The 15,020-nt window shown below is 39.7% G+C and carries 14 protein-coding genes; 11 read left to right on the top strand and 3 right to left on the bottom strand.

Annotation, left to right across the window (positions count from 1 at the left end; genetic code table 11):
• The first annotated feature begins 205 nt into the window (after window positions 1-205).
• Window positions 206-1,015: a helix-turn-helix domain-containing protein gene (locus ACSQ7D_RS05155; RefSeq protein WP_437135609.1), complete on the top strand. Its 810-nt coding sequence runs from the start codon at window positions 206-208 to the stop codon at window positions 1,013-1,015.
• A gap of 3 nt (window positions 1,016-1,018) precedes the next feature.
• On the opposite strand, the gene ACSQ7D_RS05150 is transcribed toward ACSQ7D_RS05155, so the two are convergent.
• From ACSQ7D_RS05150 to ACSQ7D_RS05140, 3 genes are all read right to left on the bottom strand, one after another.
• Window positions 1,019-1,579, bottom strand: coding sequence for a hypothetical protein (locus ACSQ7D_RS05150; RefSeq protein ID WP_437135608.1), 561 nt, complete (start codon window positions 1,577-1,579; stop codon window positions 1,019-1,021).
• A 103-nt stretch (window positions 1,580-1,682) separates the two neighbouring features.
• Window positions 1,683-1,814 carry a hypothetical protein gene (locus tag ACSQ7D_RS05145; protein ID WP_437135607.1) on the bottom strand — a complete coding sequence of 44 codons (132 nt, stop codon included), beginning with the start codon at window positions 1,812-1,814 and terminating at the stop codon, window positions 1,683-1,685.
• Between the two features lie 116 nt (window positions 1,815-1,930).
• Entirely contained in the window at window positions 1,931-2,893 is a 963-nt protein-coding gene (locus ACSQ7D_RS05140) for a transporter (protein ID WP_437135606.1), read from the bottom strand.
• A 170-nt stretch (window positions 2,894-3,063) separates the two neighbouring features.
• Here ACSQ7D_RS05140 and ACSQ7D_RS05135 point away from each other — a divergent pair, with 170 nt between their 5' ends.
• The 10 genes from ACSQ7D_RS05135 to ACSQ7D_RS05090 all read left to right on the top strand — a co-directional run bounded on the left by ACSQ7D_RS05135 (window position 3,064) and on the right by ACSQ7D_RS05090 (window position 14,963).
• Window positions 3,064-4,056 carry an outer membrane beta-barrel protein gene (locus ACSQ7D_RS05135; RefSeq protein ID WP_437135605.1) on the top strand — a complete coding sequence of 331 codons (993 nt, stop codon included), beginning with the start codon at window positions 3,064-3,066 and terminating at the stop codon, window positions 4,054-4,056.
• 6 nt (window positions 4,057-4,062) lie between these two features.
• Complete coding sequence (locus tag ACSQ7D_RS05130) at window positions 4,063-4,884, top strand: carboxypeptidase-like regulatory domain-containing protein (protein ID WP_437135604.1); 822 nt, start codon at window positions 4,063-4,065, stop codon at window positions 4,882-4,884.
• A gap of 157 nt (window positions 4,885-5,041) precedes the next feature.
• Window positions 5,042-5,509 carry a DUF192 domain-containing protein gene (locus ACSQ7D_RS05125; protein ID WP_437135603.1) on the top strand — a complete coding sequence of 156 codons (468 nt, stop codon included), beginning with the start codon at window positions 5,042-5,044 and terminating at the stop codon, window positions 5,507-5,509.
• Window positions 5,510-5,596: 87 nt separating this feature from the next.
• On the top strand, window positions 5,597-6,136 hold the full coding sequence (locus ACSQ7D_RS05120; RefSeq protein WP_437135602.1) for an RNA polymerase sigma factor: 540 nt from the start codon (window positions 5,597-5,599) through the stop codon (window positions 6,134-6,136).
• Window positions 6,137-6,139: 3 nt separating this feature from the next.
• Window positions 6,140-6,826: an anti-sigma factor gene (locus ACSQ7D_RS05115; protein ID WP_437135601.1), complete on the top strand. Its 687-nt coding sequence runs from the start codon at window positions 6,140-6,142 to the stop codon at window positions 6,824-6,826.
• Window positions 6,827-6,840: 14 nt separating this feature from the next.
• Window positions 6,841-7,905, top strand: coding sequence for a hypothetical protein (locus tag ACSQ7D_RS05110; RefSeq protein WP_053581648.1), 1,065 nt, complete (start codon window positions 6,841-6,843; stop codon window positions 7,903-7,905).
• A 143-nt stretch (window positions 7,906-8,048) separates the two neighbouring features.
• Window positions 8,049-8,351 (top strand): hypothetical protein, encoded by a 303-nt coding sequence (locus ACSQ7D_RS05105; RefSeq protein ID WP_016478597.1) that lies wholly within the window; start codon window positions 8,049-8,051, stop codon window positions 8,349-8,351.
• On the top strand, window positions 8,336-8,662 hold the full coding sequence (locus tag ACSQ7D_RS05100; RefSeq protein WP_437135600.1) for a plasmid encoded toxin Txe: 327 nt from the start codon (window positions 8,336-8,338) through the stop codon (window positions 8,660-8,662). The genes ACSQ7D_RS05105 and ACSQ7D_RS05100 overlap by 16 nt, the downstream gene beginning before the upstream one ends.
• A gap of 484 nt (window positions 8,663-9,146) precedes the next feature.
• Window positions 9,147-13,388, top strand: a complete 4,242-nt coding sequence (glgP, locus tag ACSQ7D_RS05095; protein WP_437135599.1) for an alpha-glucan family phosphorylase — start codon at window positions 9,147-9,149, stop codon at window positions 13,386-13,388.
• A 204-nt stretch (window positions 13,389-13,592) separates the two neighbouring features.
• Window positions 13,593-14,963 (top strand): OmpA family protein, encoded by a 1,371-nt coding sequence (locus ACSQ7D_RS05090; protein ID WP_437135598.1) that lies wholly within the window; start codon window positions 13,593-13,595, stop codon window positions 14,961-14,963.
• Window positions 14,964-15,020: the final 57 nt, after the last annotated feature.

Here is a 15,020-nt window from a genome sequence, read left to right as displayed (position 1 = left end):
TTCGGTTTTAGCTTTTTGCACATCCATTATAGCCAAATGAGCAAACCAATTTTTATAGTAGGGTGTGTTTTTGCTTTTGTCGTGACCCGAATGTTTTTATTATTTGTTCATTAACTAATTACGAGGCAAAGGTACAGCGGTATTTTGAACAGATTGTTACACAAAAGTCGGTAGTTTTTACAAATTTTTCTATCTTTGTCGCATTATGAGTATTGATAATAAAAATATCATTATTGAAGACAGCCTTCACCGCTTGGGTAGTGAGGAGTTGCGACATTGTATAGCCCACGTGCTGTGCGAGGCGGGTAGTTATGTTTTTAAGTATAACGGAGAAAATTTTGCGCTTGAAGCTGGACAAACGATGATTATCCCTTATCAGCAGTTTATAGAGGCTGTTGTGCCCTCACCCTACTTGCAAGCTACTTGTATCTACCTCACCCCTGAATATGCCGAATATTGTAGTCCGCGTAGCAATTACAGTATACGAGGAGCGTTGGCGCTGTTTGCTAACCCTATTATGCCTCTCACCGAAAAGCAATTTACCCAATTGCAATACGATTTTCTGCAAATAAAACACCGACTGACAGATACCACTCACGATTTTCAAGAGGAAGTGCTACACAGTGCGGTGCAAATGCTTATTTTAGATTATTTTGATATTCATACCTCTTTGTTTGGTCAGCAGAAAATAACCTTTCAGAACAACGATCTTATGGTGCGTTTTATGGCATTGTTAGAACAAGAAGAATATGTGCAACATCGCGAAGTGGGCTATTATGCCGATAAGCTTTTTGTCTCGCCTAAGCATCTATCGGAAGTATGCAAGCAGGTGAGCGGGCGCAACGCCCTCTTTTGGATTAACCGATTTACTACCATACATATACGCAAACTGTTGCAACAAAAAACACACTCTATCACCGAGCTCACCGACCTTTTTGGCTTTTCGTCTTCTGCCTATTTTTCTCGCTTTGTACAACAACATTTAGGGGTAAGTCCGAGTGAATTTTATCAGTAAATGTTATAAAGCAATCTCTTTGGTAACTCTATTATTGGGTCTATCGAGCACTGTAACTACTATCTTACTACCTGAAAGGGCAGGGTTCAGGGCAGTAGTAGCGTATTGCCAAATGTCAGCGGTAAGTATGGCATTGCCTTCTTCAACGGTTTCCTCACCGTGCGATATCGTTACTTTCACCTGAACAACCTTAAAATTATCACTTACTTCAATGGTTATAAGCTCTCCTTTTTGGGTACCTGTATAGGCTTCGGCGTTGATGTGTCTGATTTCAGGAGCTTTGAGATAGTCGGACACTGCCATATTATAAGCGTTGATAACACCACGTTGTTTAGCCTCTGCCGTATATAAGTCTTTCAGAACAGGGTCTTGCAAAGCGTTTTTGGCATAGGTGCTAGCAAGCCTAAATCGGTTATTTTGCGAGATGAGAGTAGGGTGAGTAGTAGGCTTTCGGCGGGGTTTTGCAACAACAATAATCTTATCGCCTACTCTGCGGTATACCACTTGGTTACCGAGTTTCCCTGAGATGCCTTGCATTGCTAAGTTGTCTTTTATTTTAGCCATAGGTTTATTAGTTAATTTATCTATTTGTTAATTAGTACTGCAAAATTATAAAACATTTTCTGAATTAGCAAATGTGCCCATCTGCTCTCCGGTTTAAGACTGTTTATCGTTCGGTGTAGACCCACTGTAGACCCACTGTAGACCCACTGTAGAGCCACTGTAGAGCCACTGTAGACCCACTGTAGAGCCACTGTAGACCCACTGTAGAGCCACTGTAGACCCACTGTAGACCCACTGTGGGTTCGGTGTAGCTTCGGTGTAGATAGCAATAAAGTTCTCTGTATGGTTTTAATAGATAAATATTCGAAATTTCATTTTTATAAGACGTTTACTTAACCTTATTTCAAAGGGTTAAGCCTTATACTTTCCTCTTTTCCAAATTTCTATTGAGTTGATAATATTCTGCCACAAAATATAACAGCCAGGACCTACGGTGGAAAGAGGGTGTAGGTAGGTGGTAGCTATCCAAATGGCAAAAGCCGTATTCTTTTGTCCTAAGGCTTGTCCTGCCTCAATCGAAGCTTCAAAAAACCGACCTATATACCGCCCAATAGCGTATTGCATTAGGCATAATAGTAACCCCAAAAAAGCAATGAGCAATAAAAAACCTATCCCCGATTGTGCGTGGAAAATATTTTTAAGAGTCGTACCGGTAACAATCATCAGTGAACAACCCCAAAGGTAGAAGGAGAGGTCGGGAATGTGTATCAGCCATTGGTGAAAGCGGTGAAGTTGTGGCACGCTCTTGGTGAGTAGTGCTAAGAGCATAGGCACAACCAACACCAAACACACTTTCTGCATTATGAGCGAGAAAGCAGTCCAAAAAGTAAACTCCGATGCAGGTTCTATCAGCGGGAAACAAATCGGAATCAGTAGGGCGCAAAGCAGATTAGAGAGGAAAGTGTAAGTGGTCATCTGTTCCAAATTGCCCCCAAGTTTTAAGGTTACTACGGCTGCAGCTGCGGCACAAGGGGCTATCACACAAGCAAGAATGCTCTCCAAGAGTATCAACTCCTTCCCACCAATCCGAAAATAAAGAATCACCCCTACAATCGCTGCTACCAAAACAATTTGGAAGAGACTTGCCCAAAAGTGCCATCGTACAGGCAACAACTTCTTAAAGTTTACCTTGCAGAAAGTAACGTACAGTATCAGGAACATAAACAGAGGCAGTATAGTGTCGAACGTAGGAGCAAGTTTTTGTGAGAGAGTATCCAGCGCAGGCACGTAGTAAAATATGAGATATACCAAAGCGCCTATGCCCATAGAAATAGGCAGTGTCCAATTCTTTATAAAACGAATGAGTGTAAGCATTTTAAATTTACCGATGAGCTAATGATTTAAGGCTACAAAAGTACAAATAATTTGCTAATCAAACTGCTTGTACAACTCGTATTTAAAATTTCTAATTTGTCAATTTGCTGATTTCTCTCTATCTTTGCCCTCAATTTACCGATTGTTAATGAACAAATTAAGACATTTCTATGAAACAGCTTTTATCACTTATTGCTTTCCTTTCTGTATCAGCTCTTTTGGCTCAAAATCCTTTTGAAAAAGAAATCTTGCAATCTAAGTATACTATCGATTCTATAGTAGCTACCGAAAAACTACTTCTTTACAAGAAAGAAGCAGCCGTTCAGCAGTTGCTAAAAGAGGGTAAGATTACCAAAGAGCAAAGTGCAAAAATGCTCAAAGAGATTAAGGAAGCAAGCGAACTGAGCACTAAACAGAAAACCTATAAAGAAGGCTTACGTCTATCTGCTCTTATCCAGCAAAAGGCTACTGAACTCAGTATGGACACCCTGCAAAAAAACGCAACGCTCGATAGTCTCATATCTACTGAGCCGAAAGAGAACTATATACAAACTGTTCAACAGTTAGATTCATTGCCCAATAAATATAATGAAAATAAACACGGAGTTACAGTAGCTATTCATTTGGCTATCGGATTACAGTCTGTAACCAATGATAAAACTTACTTTAACCCCTATTTAAATACAGAATTAGGACTTGCTTTTACCTCTCAATTGTATAAAAAGAAACAACTTTCCCTCAATTACGGCTTAGTGTGGCAAAGCAATAGACTGAACATAAAAGGTAATAATTATCTTATTTCAGAAAATGGGGACACAAAATTAGTACCTTTTTCTAAGCCTTTAGACCGAGCTAAACTGCGTGTTAATTACCTCATCTTGCCTATTGAATTACAAAAGAATTTTAAGTCAAAAATACATATAGGAGGAGGCGCTTACTTTGGCGCACTCATCGATGTAAACCAAAAGATAAAATACACTGAGGGAGACGACCATCTAAAACTATTTCTTCGCAATGGTTTGAAAGTAAATAAATTCACCTACGGACTATCAGCTCAAGTGGGCAATAAATGGTTTTCGATTTATGCTAAATACAGTTTAGCTCCCTTATTCGAAAATAGCCCTAACAATATACACCCTTTTTCAATAGGTATAAAATTTTAGTAGTATATGACAAAACGTTTCCTCCTTTTCCAGCTGATACTTTTTGCGCTCCCTTGTTTTGCTCAACAAAGAGTGGTAAACAAGCATCACGAGTCTGTTGAATATGTGAATATAGGCATAGTAGGTACCAATAAAGGTATTATTAGCGATGAAAATGGTTACTTTTCGCTCGAAAAACTCGGAGCAAAGCCCACTGATAGCATTTATTTTTCACATTTGAGCTATCAACATAAAGTATTAGCTTATCGTGATATCAAAAAAGAAGTGCAACTCACCGAAGCAGTAATTAACCTTCCCACTACTACCCTAACAATGAAAACACCTAAAATACGCTATGTAAAAAGTAAAGGAGTAACTACCTTTTTTACTCTTTATGGCGAAATGAAGCGGTATTTTCAGCAACACGGTGGCGTCCTCTCAGAATTAGGCGATTTCATTTCGCTTTCTAACGACACTCAGCTTACCGAATTCAGTATTGAGATTAGGAAAAGTACCTTTTATATGGCAGTCTTGCGTGTGGTAGTGTACCAAACCGATAAGGAACACAAAAGCTTCACTCCGCTTATCAAAGAACCTATTTACATTCATTTATTCCCTTCTGATAACCCACAAACTTTCACTCATAAGCTATCAGTATTAGTACCCAAAGGCGAAATGTGGGTAGGTGTACAGTTTGTGGAAGTGAGAGGTAAAGATGATGCTACTATTACCTTCAACGCCACTACCAACAAGTGCTGGTTACGCTTCCCTGATAATACAATCAGGCAAGTGAATGGAGGCTTCGGAATTCCGTTTACTGTAAAAGGCTACGACATTATCAAACAATAAAAGCCAACTTTGCCAAAACTAAATAATTTGCTAATTGACAAATTTTCTAATTATTTTCCAACCTTTTTATTTTTTCTTCGTTTATAAGGGCAAAAAGGATAATTGAGATGTCAAAATTCATATATTTATTTTCTGAACTTTTAATTTTGGAAGACTTATGAAAAAGAAAATATTTACATCTGTTAAACTATTGCTGATGGGAGTTATCCCATTGTGCTACCTTGTTTTTAGCGCTTGTTCAGCTCTCACGCTTGAGTTTGAAGAGAGGGACTTGACCATTACCAATCTTGACGGCAAGACCATTCCCATAAGAGTTGAGCTTGCTCGCTCCATACGAGAGATGTCAAAAGGTTATATGGGGCGTGAGAATATTCCCGAAGGAACGGGTATGCTTTTTATCTTTAAAAGAGACGAAAAGTTAAGCTTTTGGATGAAAGATACGCCTACCCCCCTTTCGATTGCGTTCATTAACTCGAATGGCGAAATTCGCGAAACACGCGATATGACACCGTTCAGCCATCAAAGTGTGGACTCATCGGAACCTGTGCGTTATGCTCTTGAAGTGCCTCAAGGATGGTTTGAAAAAAACAACATAGGAAAGGGCTGTACAATCAAACTGCCGTAACCGATGAAGTTGAACAATCTCCTGTTTTTCTACATCGTACTTAATTTGAACCTTAAAAAGAATAAATCATTCATCATTTAAAGAAAAATGCAAATCGACCATCGTCTCATCGAGAAAGCTCAGCGCAACGACCGCTTAGCGCAAAAGCAACTGTACGACCAGTATGCTCCTGTCTTGCTGAGTGTGTGCAGGCTGTACATTAGTGATTTGCAATTCGCCGAAGATGCCCTACTGAAAGCCTTCTTCAAGATATTTACCAGTCTCTCTAAATATGAAGAACAAGAGCACTTCTATGCGTGGATACGCAGGATTACTGTAAATGAATGTATAGATTTTCTCAAAAGCAAAGCCCAAAAGCTATCCTTCGCCGATTGGAGCGATACTTACGACACTATCGACGAGAGTGAGTTAGACAATGAATCTTTTAACGATGAGCAGATACAAGCCTTCATAGATAAACTTCCTTCTGCCTGTCGTACCGTTTTCAATCTTTATGTGTTTGAAAATGAATCTCACAAGCAGATAGCAGAGAAGTTAGGTATTAGTGAAGGCACTTCTAAATCGCAATTGGCTTATGCCAAAAAACTTTTACAACAATACGTTACAAACTATAAAAAAAGAGCTTAAAAAATGTGGAAAGATAGCATACAACGCCTATTTAGGTATCGGAAAATCACCCCCTCGCCTACTCTATGGGAACAGTTAGAGGCTCAATTAGCCGAGAGTGAAGCCCAACAGGCAAAGCAGAAAAGTCGAAAAATGTGGTATTACGCCATAGCTGCCTGCTTGCTATTGTGCCTCGGGATAGGGTATTTGTTACAACAGCAACAAACCAATACAAACCCTGAATATCAATCGCAGAAAGTAGTAGTTGTAACCACTGAAAAAGAAAACGTATCATCTGTTGATACTACTTTCACCCCTACTACGATAACCGAAACTCCCAAAGCTCCCATAGTCCACAGGACTCTTACAACTTTGCCAGCTGCTAAGAGTTCCATAGCTTCTCCTGTCCTCCTCGATATCAACGAGGTAGATACTCTTTTTGCCCAGTACACTGCCGATGCTATTGAAACCAGAATTACAAAACAGATGGAAAAGCAAATAACAGGGGATTTACAGCAACTATCAGCAGAAGATTTAGCTCTTATCGCTACTACTCAAGCTCAACTCAACCAATATGTAACTCAAAAATACGAGCAAGATGCTACTTTTAACACCATTGAAAGGGACTTGCTTAGAAACAGGGTAAAACTATTAGCTGAAAGGCTACTAAAAGAAGTAGGAACACGCGTTGTTTTAAACAATAAAAACTAAAAATAAATATCAAAATGAGAACATTACACTTTTTATGGGTGATTTGCTTGTTGGCGACAAGCGTCACCTTCGCACAAGACCATTCCAAAGAAGCTATCAAAAAATCGAAATACACGATAGACTCTATTGTTTTTGCAGAAAAAGAAACACTCAAAAAGAAACTTTCAGCCGTAAATCAGTTGCTTAAAGAGAAGAAAATCAGTGAAGAACTGAGTCAGCAGATGAAAGAAGAGCTCACGGCTACTACCGAGAAGAATATCAAAGAAAAGACAGCTGCTGAAGCCGAACATTTAGCGAAACTCATACGTGAAGGAGCGACATCAGCCTCCACAGAAACCCAAACCAATACGGTTACCACAGCTAAATCGGATGCGTATAAGCGCGCAATGGAAGAATTAGAAAATATTTTCCGCAAGAAGGAAGAGAAAAAAGTGAATACCAATCGTGCCTTAGACGAAATAGGGCTTTATATGGCAATAGGGTTTCACAACCTAAACAGTAGCAATGGTTTTGGTGATAATCGTTTTAAACCCTTAGGTTCTAAATCGTTTGAATTGGGTTTTACATCAGGGTTTCGCTTGCTTAAAACGAACAATTTGTTGCATATCAACTATGGAATTGCCTGGATGCACGACGGACTCAAATTCAAAGAGAGCGAGTACTTTGTAAGAGAAAACGGCGTAACAAAATCGGTGGAGTATACTGCTAATAAACTTAACAAATCGAAATTGCGTACCAATTACCTCATCGTGCCTGTGGACTTCGAATTTGATTTTACACCTCCTAAAACTAAGAACGGAGTGACCATTTACCCTGTTCACGACAGTTTCAGAGTAGGTTTTGGGGGTTATGTAGGGGTATCTATAGGCAACAGTCAGAAAATAAGATATGACGATGGTTCTATTCATAAAAATGTTATAAGAGAGGACTTAAATATCAGCCCTTGGGTATATGGACTTTCGGCGCATTTAGGATATAAAAGTTGTGTGCTTTACGCTCGATATAGCCTTGCTCCTCTTTTCCGCAACAATCCTGTAAACGAGTATCCTTTTTCTATAGGGATACGTTTTGGAGATTAAAAGATTTGTTTTATATCTCTTAGCTAAAATTTATTTTTCTAAAAATAGTATTATAATCAAAAAAACTTTGTACCTTTGCAACGTTGCTTGTAAAGGTACTTTTTTTGTTTGGTATAAAAGCAGTCTTTTTAAATGATAAAAATATGAATACAATCTTAGAAGAAAAAGACATAGACACTCAAGATAAACAGAAGCTTATGGAGGCACTCGAGACGATGAGTGCCGAAGAGTCTGCTGGTTATAAGTTGTGGATTTCAAAAAAGCTTAAAGAGAGGTTTCATAATGCGACTGATTTAGAAGAAAACAATGAATATGCCTCAGCTAACTATCAGGATAAAGAAGAAAATATTACCAACTTAGAAAATCTTGTAAGAGAAGCAAGAGCGGAATATAAAGCGGGTAAAACTACCCAAATAAACCCGTTTGATATATGGGAAAATCTTTAACTGAAACTGAAGAAAGCTCAAGCTCAACTTATACAATCGAATTAACTCAAGAGGCTTTTAAACAACTAAAAGAGATAAAGAAAAATGGGCTACCCTCTGTAAAGAAACGCTTAGAGAGGATTTTTGCAGAAATAGCAATTAATCCTATGGATAGTAATGGTTTTGCTTCTGCTGAGAAATTAAAACATTTCCCTAATAATGAGATTTGGAGCAGAGAGTTAAGTAAAAAGGATAGAGTAGTGTATGAAGTTTTTGAAGATGAGAAAACAGTACTTGTTTCTCGATTATTAGGGCATTATTTTGACAAATAAGTCGTAGTACGACGACAGTACGAGCCGTATAAGTAACCGTAGTACGGTGGACAGCAGAAGAGTCGGGAGAGCGAAAGATAACGGAGGATTTCAGAAGTGGTGTGAGAGGATTTTTGATGAAAAAAGGGTATTGGAAGGGTGTACTTAGCTTATAGGGAGCTTATAGGAAGCTTATACGAATCTTGGACGATTGGTATAGAAAGGGTATATAAGTAATTGACTCATAATACAATACAACAGTGCTAAAAATGTTAAAAACGGGGTTTCGAGACGAAAGAAAGAGAATCCTCACCCCGTCCCTCTCCCAAGGAGAGGGGGAATAGGGACGAGTGACGATTGACGAATGACAAATAACAGATGAAGAAGATAATATTATAAGGGGGAACTGAAATGAGGGGAAAGCGATTGAAAAATGGTATTGTTTGAAACTAATGATACATAAAACATCTAAAAATTGACAACTAACGACTAAACACTAAATATAATGAGTAATACAAAGAAAATTAATCCTGACTATGTGTTTGAAACCAGTTGGGAAGTATGTAACAAAGTAGGAGGTATTCACACAGTGATTACCACAAAAGCTCCGAGTATTGCGAAACAATTCAGAAGGAAATACATTCTGATTGGTCCCGATATTTGGCAACACAACGAAAATAAAGAATTTGTAGAAAATCCCGAACTCTTCAAATCGTGGCGTGCTAAAGCTACTTCTGAGGGCTTGCGCGTGCGTGTGGGGAATTGGAATATAGAAGGCAGCCCCATAGTAATTCTGGTAGATTTTTCTCATTATGTAAGTGCCAAAAACGAGATTTTGCGTTATTATTGGGATAACTACAAGCTCGATTCTTACAATAGTCCGTGGGATTACGTAGAGTCGGTGCTTTTTGGTTATGCAGTAGGGAAGGTGATTGAGAGCTTTGTGAAGTTCAACACTGCTTCACGCGAAAACGTGATTTGCCATTTCCACGAATGGATGACCGGTAGTGCGCTACTCTATTTGGAAGAAGAAATGCCTAAAATAGGTTCGGTATTCACTACTCACGCTACCGTAGTAGGTCGTGCGATTGCCGGCAATGGTTATCCGCTCTACAACGATATGAAGAACTACAAACCCGAAGAAATGGCCTATCGGTTTGGGGTACAACACAAACACTTCCTCGAAAAAGAAACTACCAAAGTAGCCGATTGCTTCACTACGGTAAGCGAAATTACTGCCCAAGAAGCGTTGCACTTCCTCAGTAGAAAAACTGATATCATCACGCCTAATGGCTTCAACGACGCCATAGTACCAGCTGAAAAAGATTTTGAAAAGAAGCGCACAGAAGCTAAACAGCGTCTTATCAGCGTGGCACAGGCTTTGGTAACCCAACCTATTAGCAAGGATACCAAAATTGTAGCTATCAGCGGTAGATATGAGTTCCGCAACAAGGGTATCGATGCCTTTATTGATGCCTTGGGAGCACTGAATAGGAATTCTAATAACAAGAAAGAGCTTTTGGCTTACATCTTAATTCCTACAGCTCACGATGCGGCTAACCAAGGATTGCTAAACAATTTGCACAACCCTCAGCAAACTACCGAAAACGAACAAAAGCACCTTACCCATATTCTCCCTGATGTGTATCACGATGCGATAATGACTCGTATTTATGAGCAACAGCTCTTCAATAGGAAGGAAGATAAGGTAAAAGTGATTTTCTGTCCAAGTTATCTCAATGGCAACGACGGGGTGTTCAACCTTTCTTATTACGACTTGCTCATCGGGTTAGACGGCACCGCTTTCCCATCGTACTACGAGCCTTGGGGCTATACACCGCTTGAAAGTTTAGCTTTTAAAGTGCCTACCATTACCACTACTTTGGCAGGCTTTGGCAAGTGGGTGAACGATTATTACCCCGAAAAACAAAAAGCCATAGAAGTAGTACCGCGCACTGATAGCAACTACGGTGAAGTAGTAGGCGCAATTGCTAAGAATATTCAGAATTTATTAGACAGGAAAGAACAAGACTTCCAAGAGCTTCGCGAAACAGCAGGGAAAGTATCAGAAATCGCTCTGTGGAAGAATTTAGTACAATACTACATAAAATGCTATGAACTCACTCTTGAAAATATAGAGGACAGGGTGGAGAGTCTGCCTCCGGTAGAAACTGATGGAGTGGCATATTTAGAGAAATCGAAGGTGGTGAACACGCCTAACTGGCGCAGTGTGATTATCCACCGTGCAATTCCCGAAGCCTTGCAACCGCTCGAAGAACTCGCTAAAAACCTTTGGTGGTGCTGGAATGACGAGGCTTACGAAGTTTTTAAATACATCGATAAAGCCCAATGGATAGAAGTGCGTAAGAACCCTATTGCATTGCTAGACAGCATCTCACTTACTCGTTATAAAGAATTGGAGCAAGATGCGGTATTTATGCGCAATCTTTCGAAAGTATATGGCGATTTCCAAGCCTATATGGCTAAGAAATCGGAGATGGTAAGTCCGTCTATCTCTTATTTTAGTATGGAATACGGCTTACATTCTTCCTTGAAGATTTATTCAGGAGGTTTGGGTATCTTGGCAGGCGATTACCTAAAAGAAGCCAGCGACAAGGCAACCAAAATCACTGGGGTAGGTTTGTTATACCGCTATGGTTATTTCACTCAAAAACTATCTTCAGCAGGTAACCAAGAAGCCGACTACGAAGCACAAGATTTCTCGAAGATACCTGTAACGCCTGTAACAGATGAGAGTGGAAAATGGTTGATTATATCAATAGATTTACCAGGTAGAACCCTATATGCACGTGTATGGCGTGTGGATGTAGGTCGTATAGAGCTTTATCTTCTCGACACCGACTTTGAGAACAACCGCGAAGACGACCGTTCTATCACCCACCACTTATATGGAGGCGACTGGGAAAACCGTCTTAAACAAGAAATGTTATTAGGTTTGGGAGGTATTAAGATGTTGCGCAAGCTAGGTATCGACAGTGATATTTACCACTGCAACGAAGGGCACGCTGCCTTTATAGGGTTGGAACGCCTCAGCGAGTATATACAAAACGAGAACCTTACTTTCTCGGAAGCGATGGAAGTGGTGCGCGCTTCATCGCTCTTTACTACTCACACCCCAGTACCCGCAGGTCACGATGCTTTTGAAGAAGGCTTATTACGCGCTTATTTAGGAAATTACGCCGATATATTGCACGTGAATTGGGAACAAATACTCGCTTTGGGTAAAATAAACTTGCAAAACCCACACGAGAAATTCTCGATGAGTAACCTTGCAGCAAACCTTTCGCAAGAAGTAAACGGTGTGAGCTGGTTACACGGTGAGGTAAGTAAAGAAATCCTCAAAGACTTGTGGCCAGGTTATATGCCTGAAGAACTTCACATCAGCTATGTAACCAATGGGGTACACCAACCTACGTGGACAGCTGGCTTGTGGAAAGAAGTAGAAAACGAGGTGTTTGGCAAAGACTACAAAACACACCACTACGACCCTAAGAGTTTTGAGGGCATCTATAAGGTATCTGACCAACGCGTGTGGGAAATCAAAACGGCTCTTCGTTCTAAGCTCTTGCGCCGTGTAGAACAAAAGCTACGTTTAGAGAAGAACACCCCTTATTTCTCTCCACGTCAGTTAGTGGAAATCAAAGAGAACTTACGCGAAGATATCCTTACCATTGGTTTTGCGCGTCGTTTTGCAACCTATAAACGCGCTCATTTGCTCTTTACCAATATAGAGCGTTTGGATAAAATAGTGAACAATCCTGAGCGTCCTGTACAGTTCATCTTTGCCGGTAAAGCCCACCCTGCTGATAAAGCAGGACAGGATTTGATTAAGAATATTGTGGAAATTTCGAAATTACCACAGTTCTTAGGCAAGATATTATTCGTTCCTAACTACGATATGGAGCTCGCGCGCCATATGGTACAAGGGGTAGATGTATGGATGAACACCCCTACACGTCCGCTAGAAGCCTCAGGAACCAGTGGTGAAAAAGCTGCAATGAACGGAGTAATGCACTTCAGCGTACTTGATGGTTGGTGGGTAGAAGGTTATCGGGAAGATGCCGGTTGGGCTCTCCCTATGGAACGCTCCTACGAAAACCAGCAGTATCAAGACGAAATGGATGCAGAGACGATTTACAACATTATTGAAGACGAGATAGCTCCTATATTCTATGATAAGAATAAAGATGGTATCTCATCACGCTGGTGTGCACTCATCAAGAATACGATTGCCAAAGTAGCGGTAAACTTTACCACTACTCGTATGCTCACTGATTACGAAAAGCAATACTATTACCCAATGACTGAGCGCGTAACCAAGATTAAAGACAATCACTTTGCAATCGCTATTGAACTTTCGAACTGGAAACGCAAAGTAACTCAAGAATGGGATAACATAAAGGTAGTGAGCTTTAAAGTGCCTAATCGCAATGAGCAACTCATTTCTATTGGCAAGATATACAAAGGTGAAATTACCTTAGAATTAGGAGAATTACGTCCTGAAGACGTAGGAGTAGAATTGGTAGTAGCCCAACATAAAGACGATAAGTTTAAAGTACTCTCGACAAGTGAGTTTACAGTAGTGGCTCAAGAAGGCAACAAAGCTACCTATCAATTGGAAATTGCCTCAGAATATCCAGGTGCTTTGCACTTAGCAATAAGAATTTTCCCAAAAAATAATTTATTGCCACACCGCCAAGATTTCGCTTTGGTAAAATGGTTATAACTAATAAATAAGTATTTCATTTTAAAGTGTATACGAAGAAAATAAGCAAATATATAAAGGTTAAAAAACCACTATTTTGGAGAGATTAAAAAGAATAAGAAATGTTAAAATTAATAAAAAAATATCTCTAAAATGATTTTGTATTAAAATAATACTTATATTTGCACCAAAATTAAAATAGTAATCAAAATTCATTTTTTAAGTATGAAGAAAATCAAAGTAACTTTATTTGCTTTGGCTGCTGCTTTTTCGGTAGCAGTTCAAGCACAAGATGAAGACAGTCCTTGGCAAATAGGATTTGGAGTGAACTCCGTTGATATTCGTACCCCTGATGCATTCGGGGACTTAATGAAAGACTGGGGAGGGCCAAGCGATATCAATATCCTTCCAGCAGTTTCTCGTCTTTCAGTAGGTAGATATATCGGAGCTGGTTTTTCTGCTGAATTATCAGGTTCTTTAAACAAAATCGAAAAAGGATTCGGTTATAACAAAGATCTTGATAACAAAGTAGATTTATCTTTCTGGTCTGCAGACTTAGCGTTGCAATACCACTTTAAATCTCTTTGGAACAAAGAGAAAGTAAAATGGTTTGACCCATTCTTACAAGTAGGTGGTGGTTATGCCGCTATTGACAACGAAGGTAAATTCCGCGCCTTAGGTGGTGGTGGTGTGAACTTTTGGTTTACTGAAAACATCGGTATTAACTTGCAGACAGCTTACCACCCTACTTTCCAATCTGATTCAGAAGTGGACTACTTCCAACACGCTGCCGGTATTACCATTAAATTTGGTAAAAAAGACCGCGATAAAGATGGTGTAGCTGACAAAGATGACCTTTGTCCAGATGAACCAGGTAAACCAGAATTGAAAGGTTGCCCAGACCGTGATAATGACGGTATAGCTGATAAAGACGACGCTTGTCCTGATGAAGCTGGTAAACCAGAATTGAAAGGTTGCCCAGACAGAGACAATGATGGTATCGCTGATAAAGATGATGCTTGTCCAGATGAAGCTGGTCCAGCTGAATTTAACGGTTGCCCTGATACCGATGGTGATGGTGTGCCAGATAACGTAGACCAATGTAAAGACGTAGCTGGTCCTAAAGAAAACAACGGTTGCCCTTGGCCTGATACTGATGGCGATGGTGTACTTGACAAAGACGACGAATGCGTAGATGTACCTGGACCTGCTTCTAACAATGGTTGCCCTGAAGTAACTCAAGAAGTTCAAAAGAAATTGAACGACTTTGCACGCACTATCTTGTTTGACGTAAACAAAGCTACTATCAAACCTCAATCAGCAACTGTATTGAACCAAATCGTTGACGTATTGAACCAATACAAGAACGCTAAATTCTCTATTGAGGGTTACACTGATATCAGTGGTAAGAGAGATAAGAACCAAAAATTATCAGAAGATAGAGCTTACTCTGTTAAAGCTTATTTGATTGAAAAAGGTATCGATGAAGGTCGTTTGACTGCAAAAGGTTTCGGTCCTGATAAACCAATCGCTTCTAACAAAACTAAGAAAGGTAGAGAGCTCAACCGTCGTGTTGAAATCAACTTAGTAAAATAGTTGTTTCTCTAACCCTTTTGTTACACATAAAAAGAGGTTGCCCGTAAGGACAACCTC

The sequence above is a fragment of the Capnocytophaga sp. G1920 genome, assembly GCF_051417515.1.
The sequence above is the reverse complement of the archived record's forward strand: the minus strand, read 5'-3'. Positions and strand labels throughout refer to the sequence as shown.

Bases quoted from the DNA above. Each gene is read 5' to 3' on its own strand.
- ACSQ7D_RS05110 (WP_053581648.1), top strand. From the start codon at position 6,841: ATGAGAACATTACACTTTTTATGGGTGATTTGCTTGTTGGCGACAAGC.
- ACSQ7D_RS05115 (WP_437135601.1), top strand. From the start codon at position 6,140: ATGTGGAAAGATAGCATACAACGCCTATTTAGGTATCGGAAAATCACC.
- ACSQ7D_RS05100 (WP_437135600.1), top strand. From the start codon at position 8,336: ATGGGAAAATCTTTAACTGAAACTGAAGAAAGCTCAAGCTCAACTTAT.
- ACSQ7D_RS05150 (WP_437135608.1), bottom strand. From the start codon at position 1,579: ATGGCTAAAATAAAAGACAACTTAGCAATGCAAGGCATCTCAGGGAAA.
- ACSQ7D_RS05125 (WP_437135603.1), top strand. From the start codon at position 5,042: ATGAAAAAGAAAATATTTACATCTGTTAAACTATTGCTGATGGGAGTT.
- ACSQ7D_RS05120 (WP_437135602.1), top strand. From the start codon at position 5,597: ATGCAAATCGACCATCGTCTCATCGAGAAAGCTCAGCGCAACGACCGC.
- ACSQ7D_RS05135 (WP_437135605.1), top strand. From the start codon at position 3,064: ATGAAACAGCTTTTATCACTTATTGCTTTCCTTTCTGTATCAGCTCTT.
- ACSQ7D_RS05140 (WP_437135606.1), bottom strand. From the start codon at position 2,893: ATGCTTACACTCATTCGTTTTATAAAGAATTGGACACTGCCTATTTCT.
- glgP (WP_437135599.1), top strand. From the start codon at position 9,147: ATGAGTAATACAAAGAAAATTAATCCTGACTATGTGTTTGAAACCAGT.
- ACSQ7D_RS05105 (WP_016478597.1), top strand. From the start codon at position 8,049: ATGAATACAATCTTAGAAGAAAAAGACATAGACACTCAAGATAAACAG.
- ACSQ7D_RS05155 (WP_437135609.1), top strand. From the start codon at position 206: ATGAGTATTGATAATAAAAATATCATTATTGAAGACAGCCTTCACCGC.
- ACSQ7D_RS05090 (WP_437135598.1), top strand. From the start codon at position 13,593: ATGAAGAAAATCAAAGTAACTTTATTTGCTTTGGCTGCTGCTTTTTCG.
- ACSQ7D_RS05130 (WP_437135604.1), top strand. From the start codon at position 4,063: ATGACAAAACGTTTCCTCCTTTTCCAGCTGATACTTTTTGCGCTCCCT.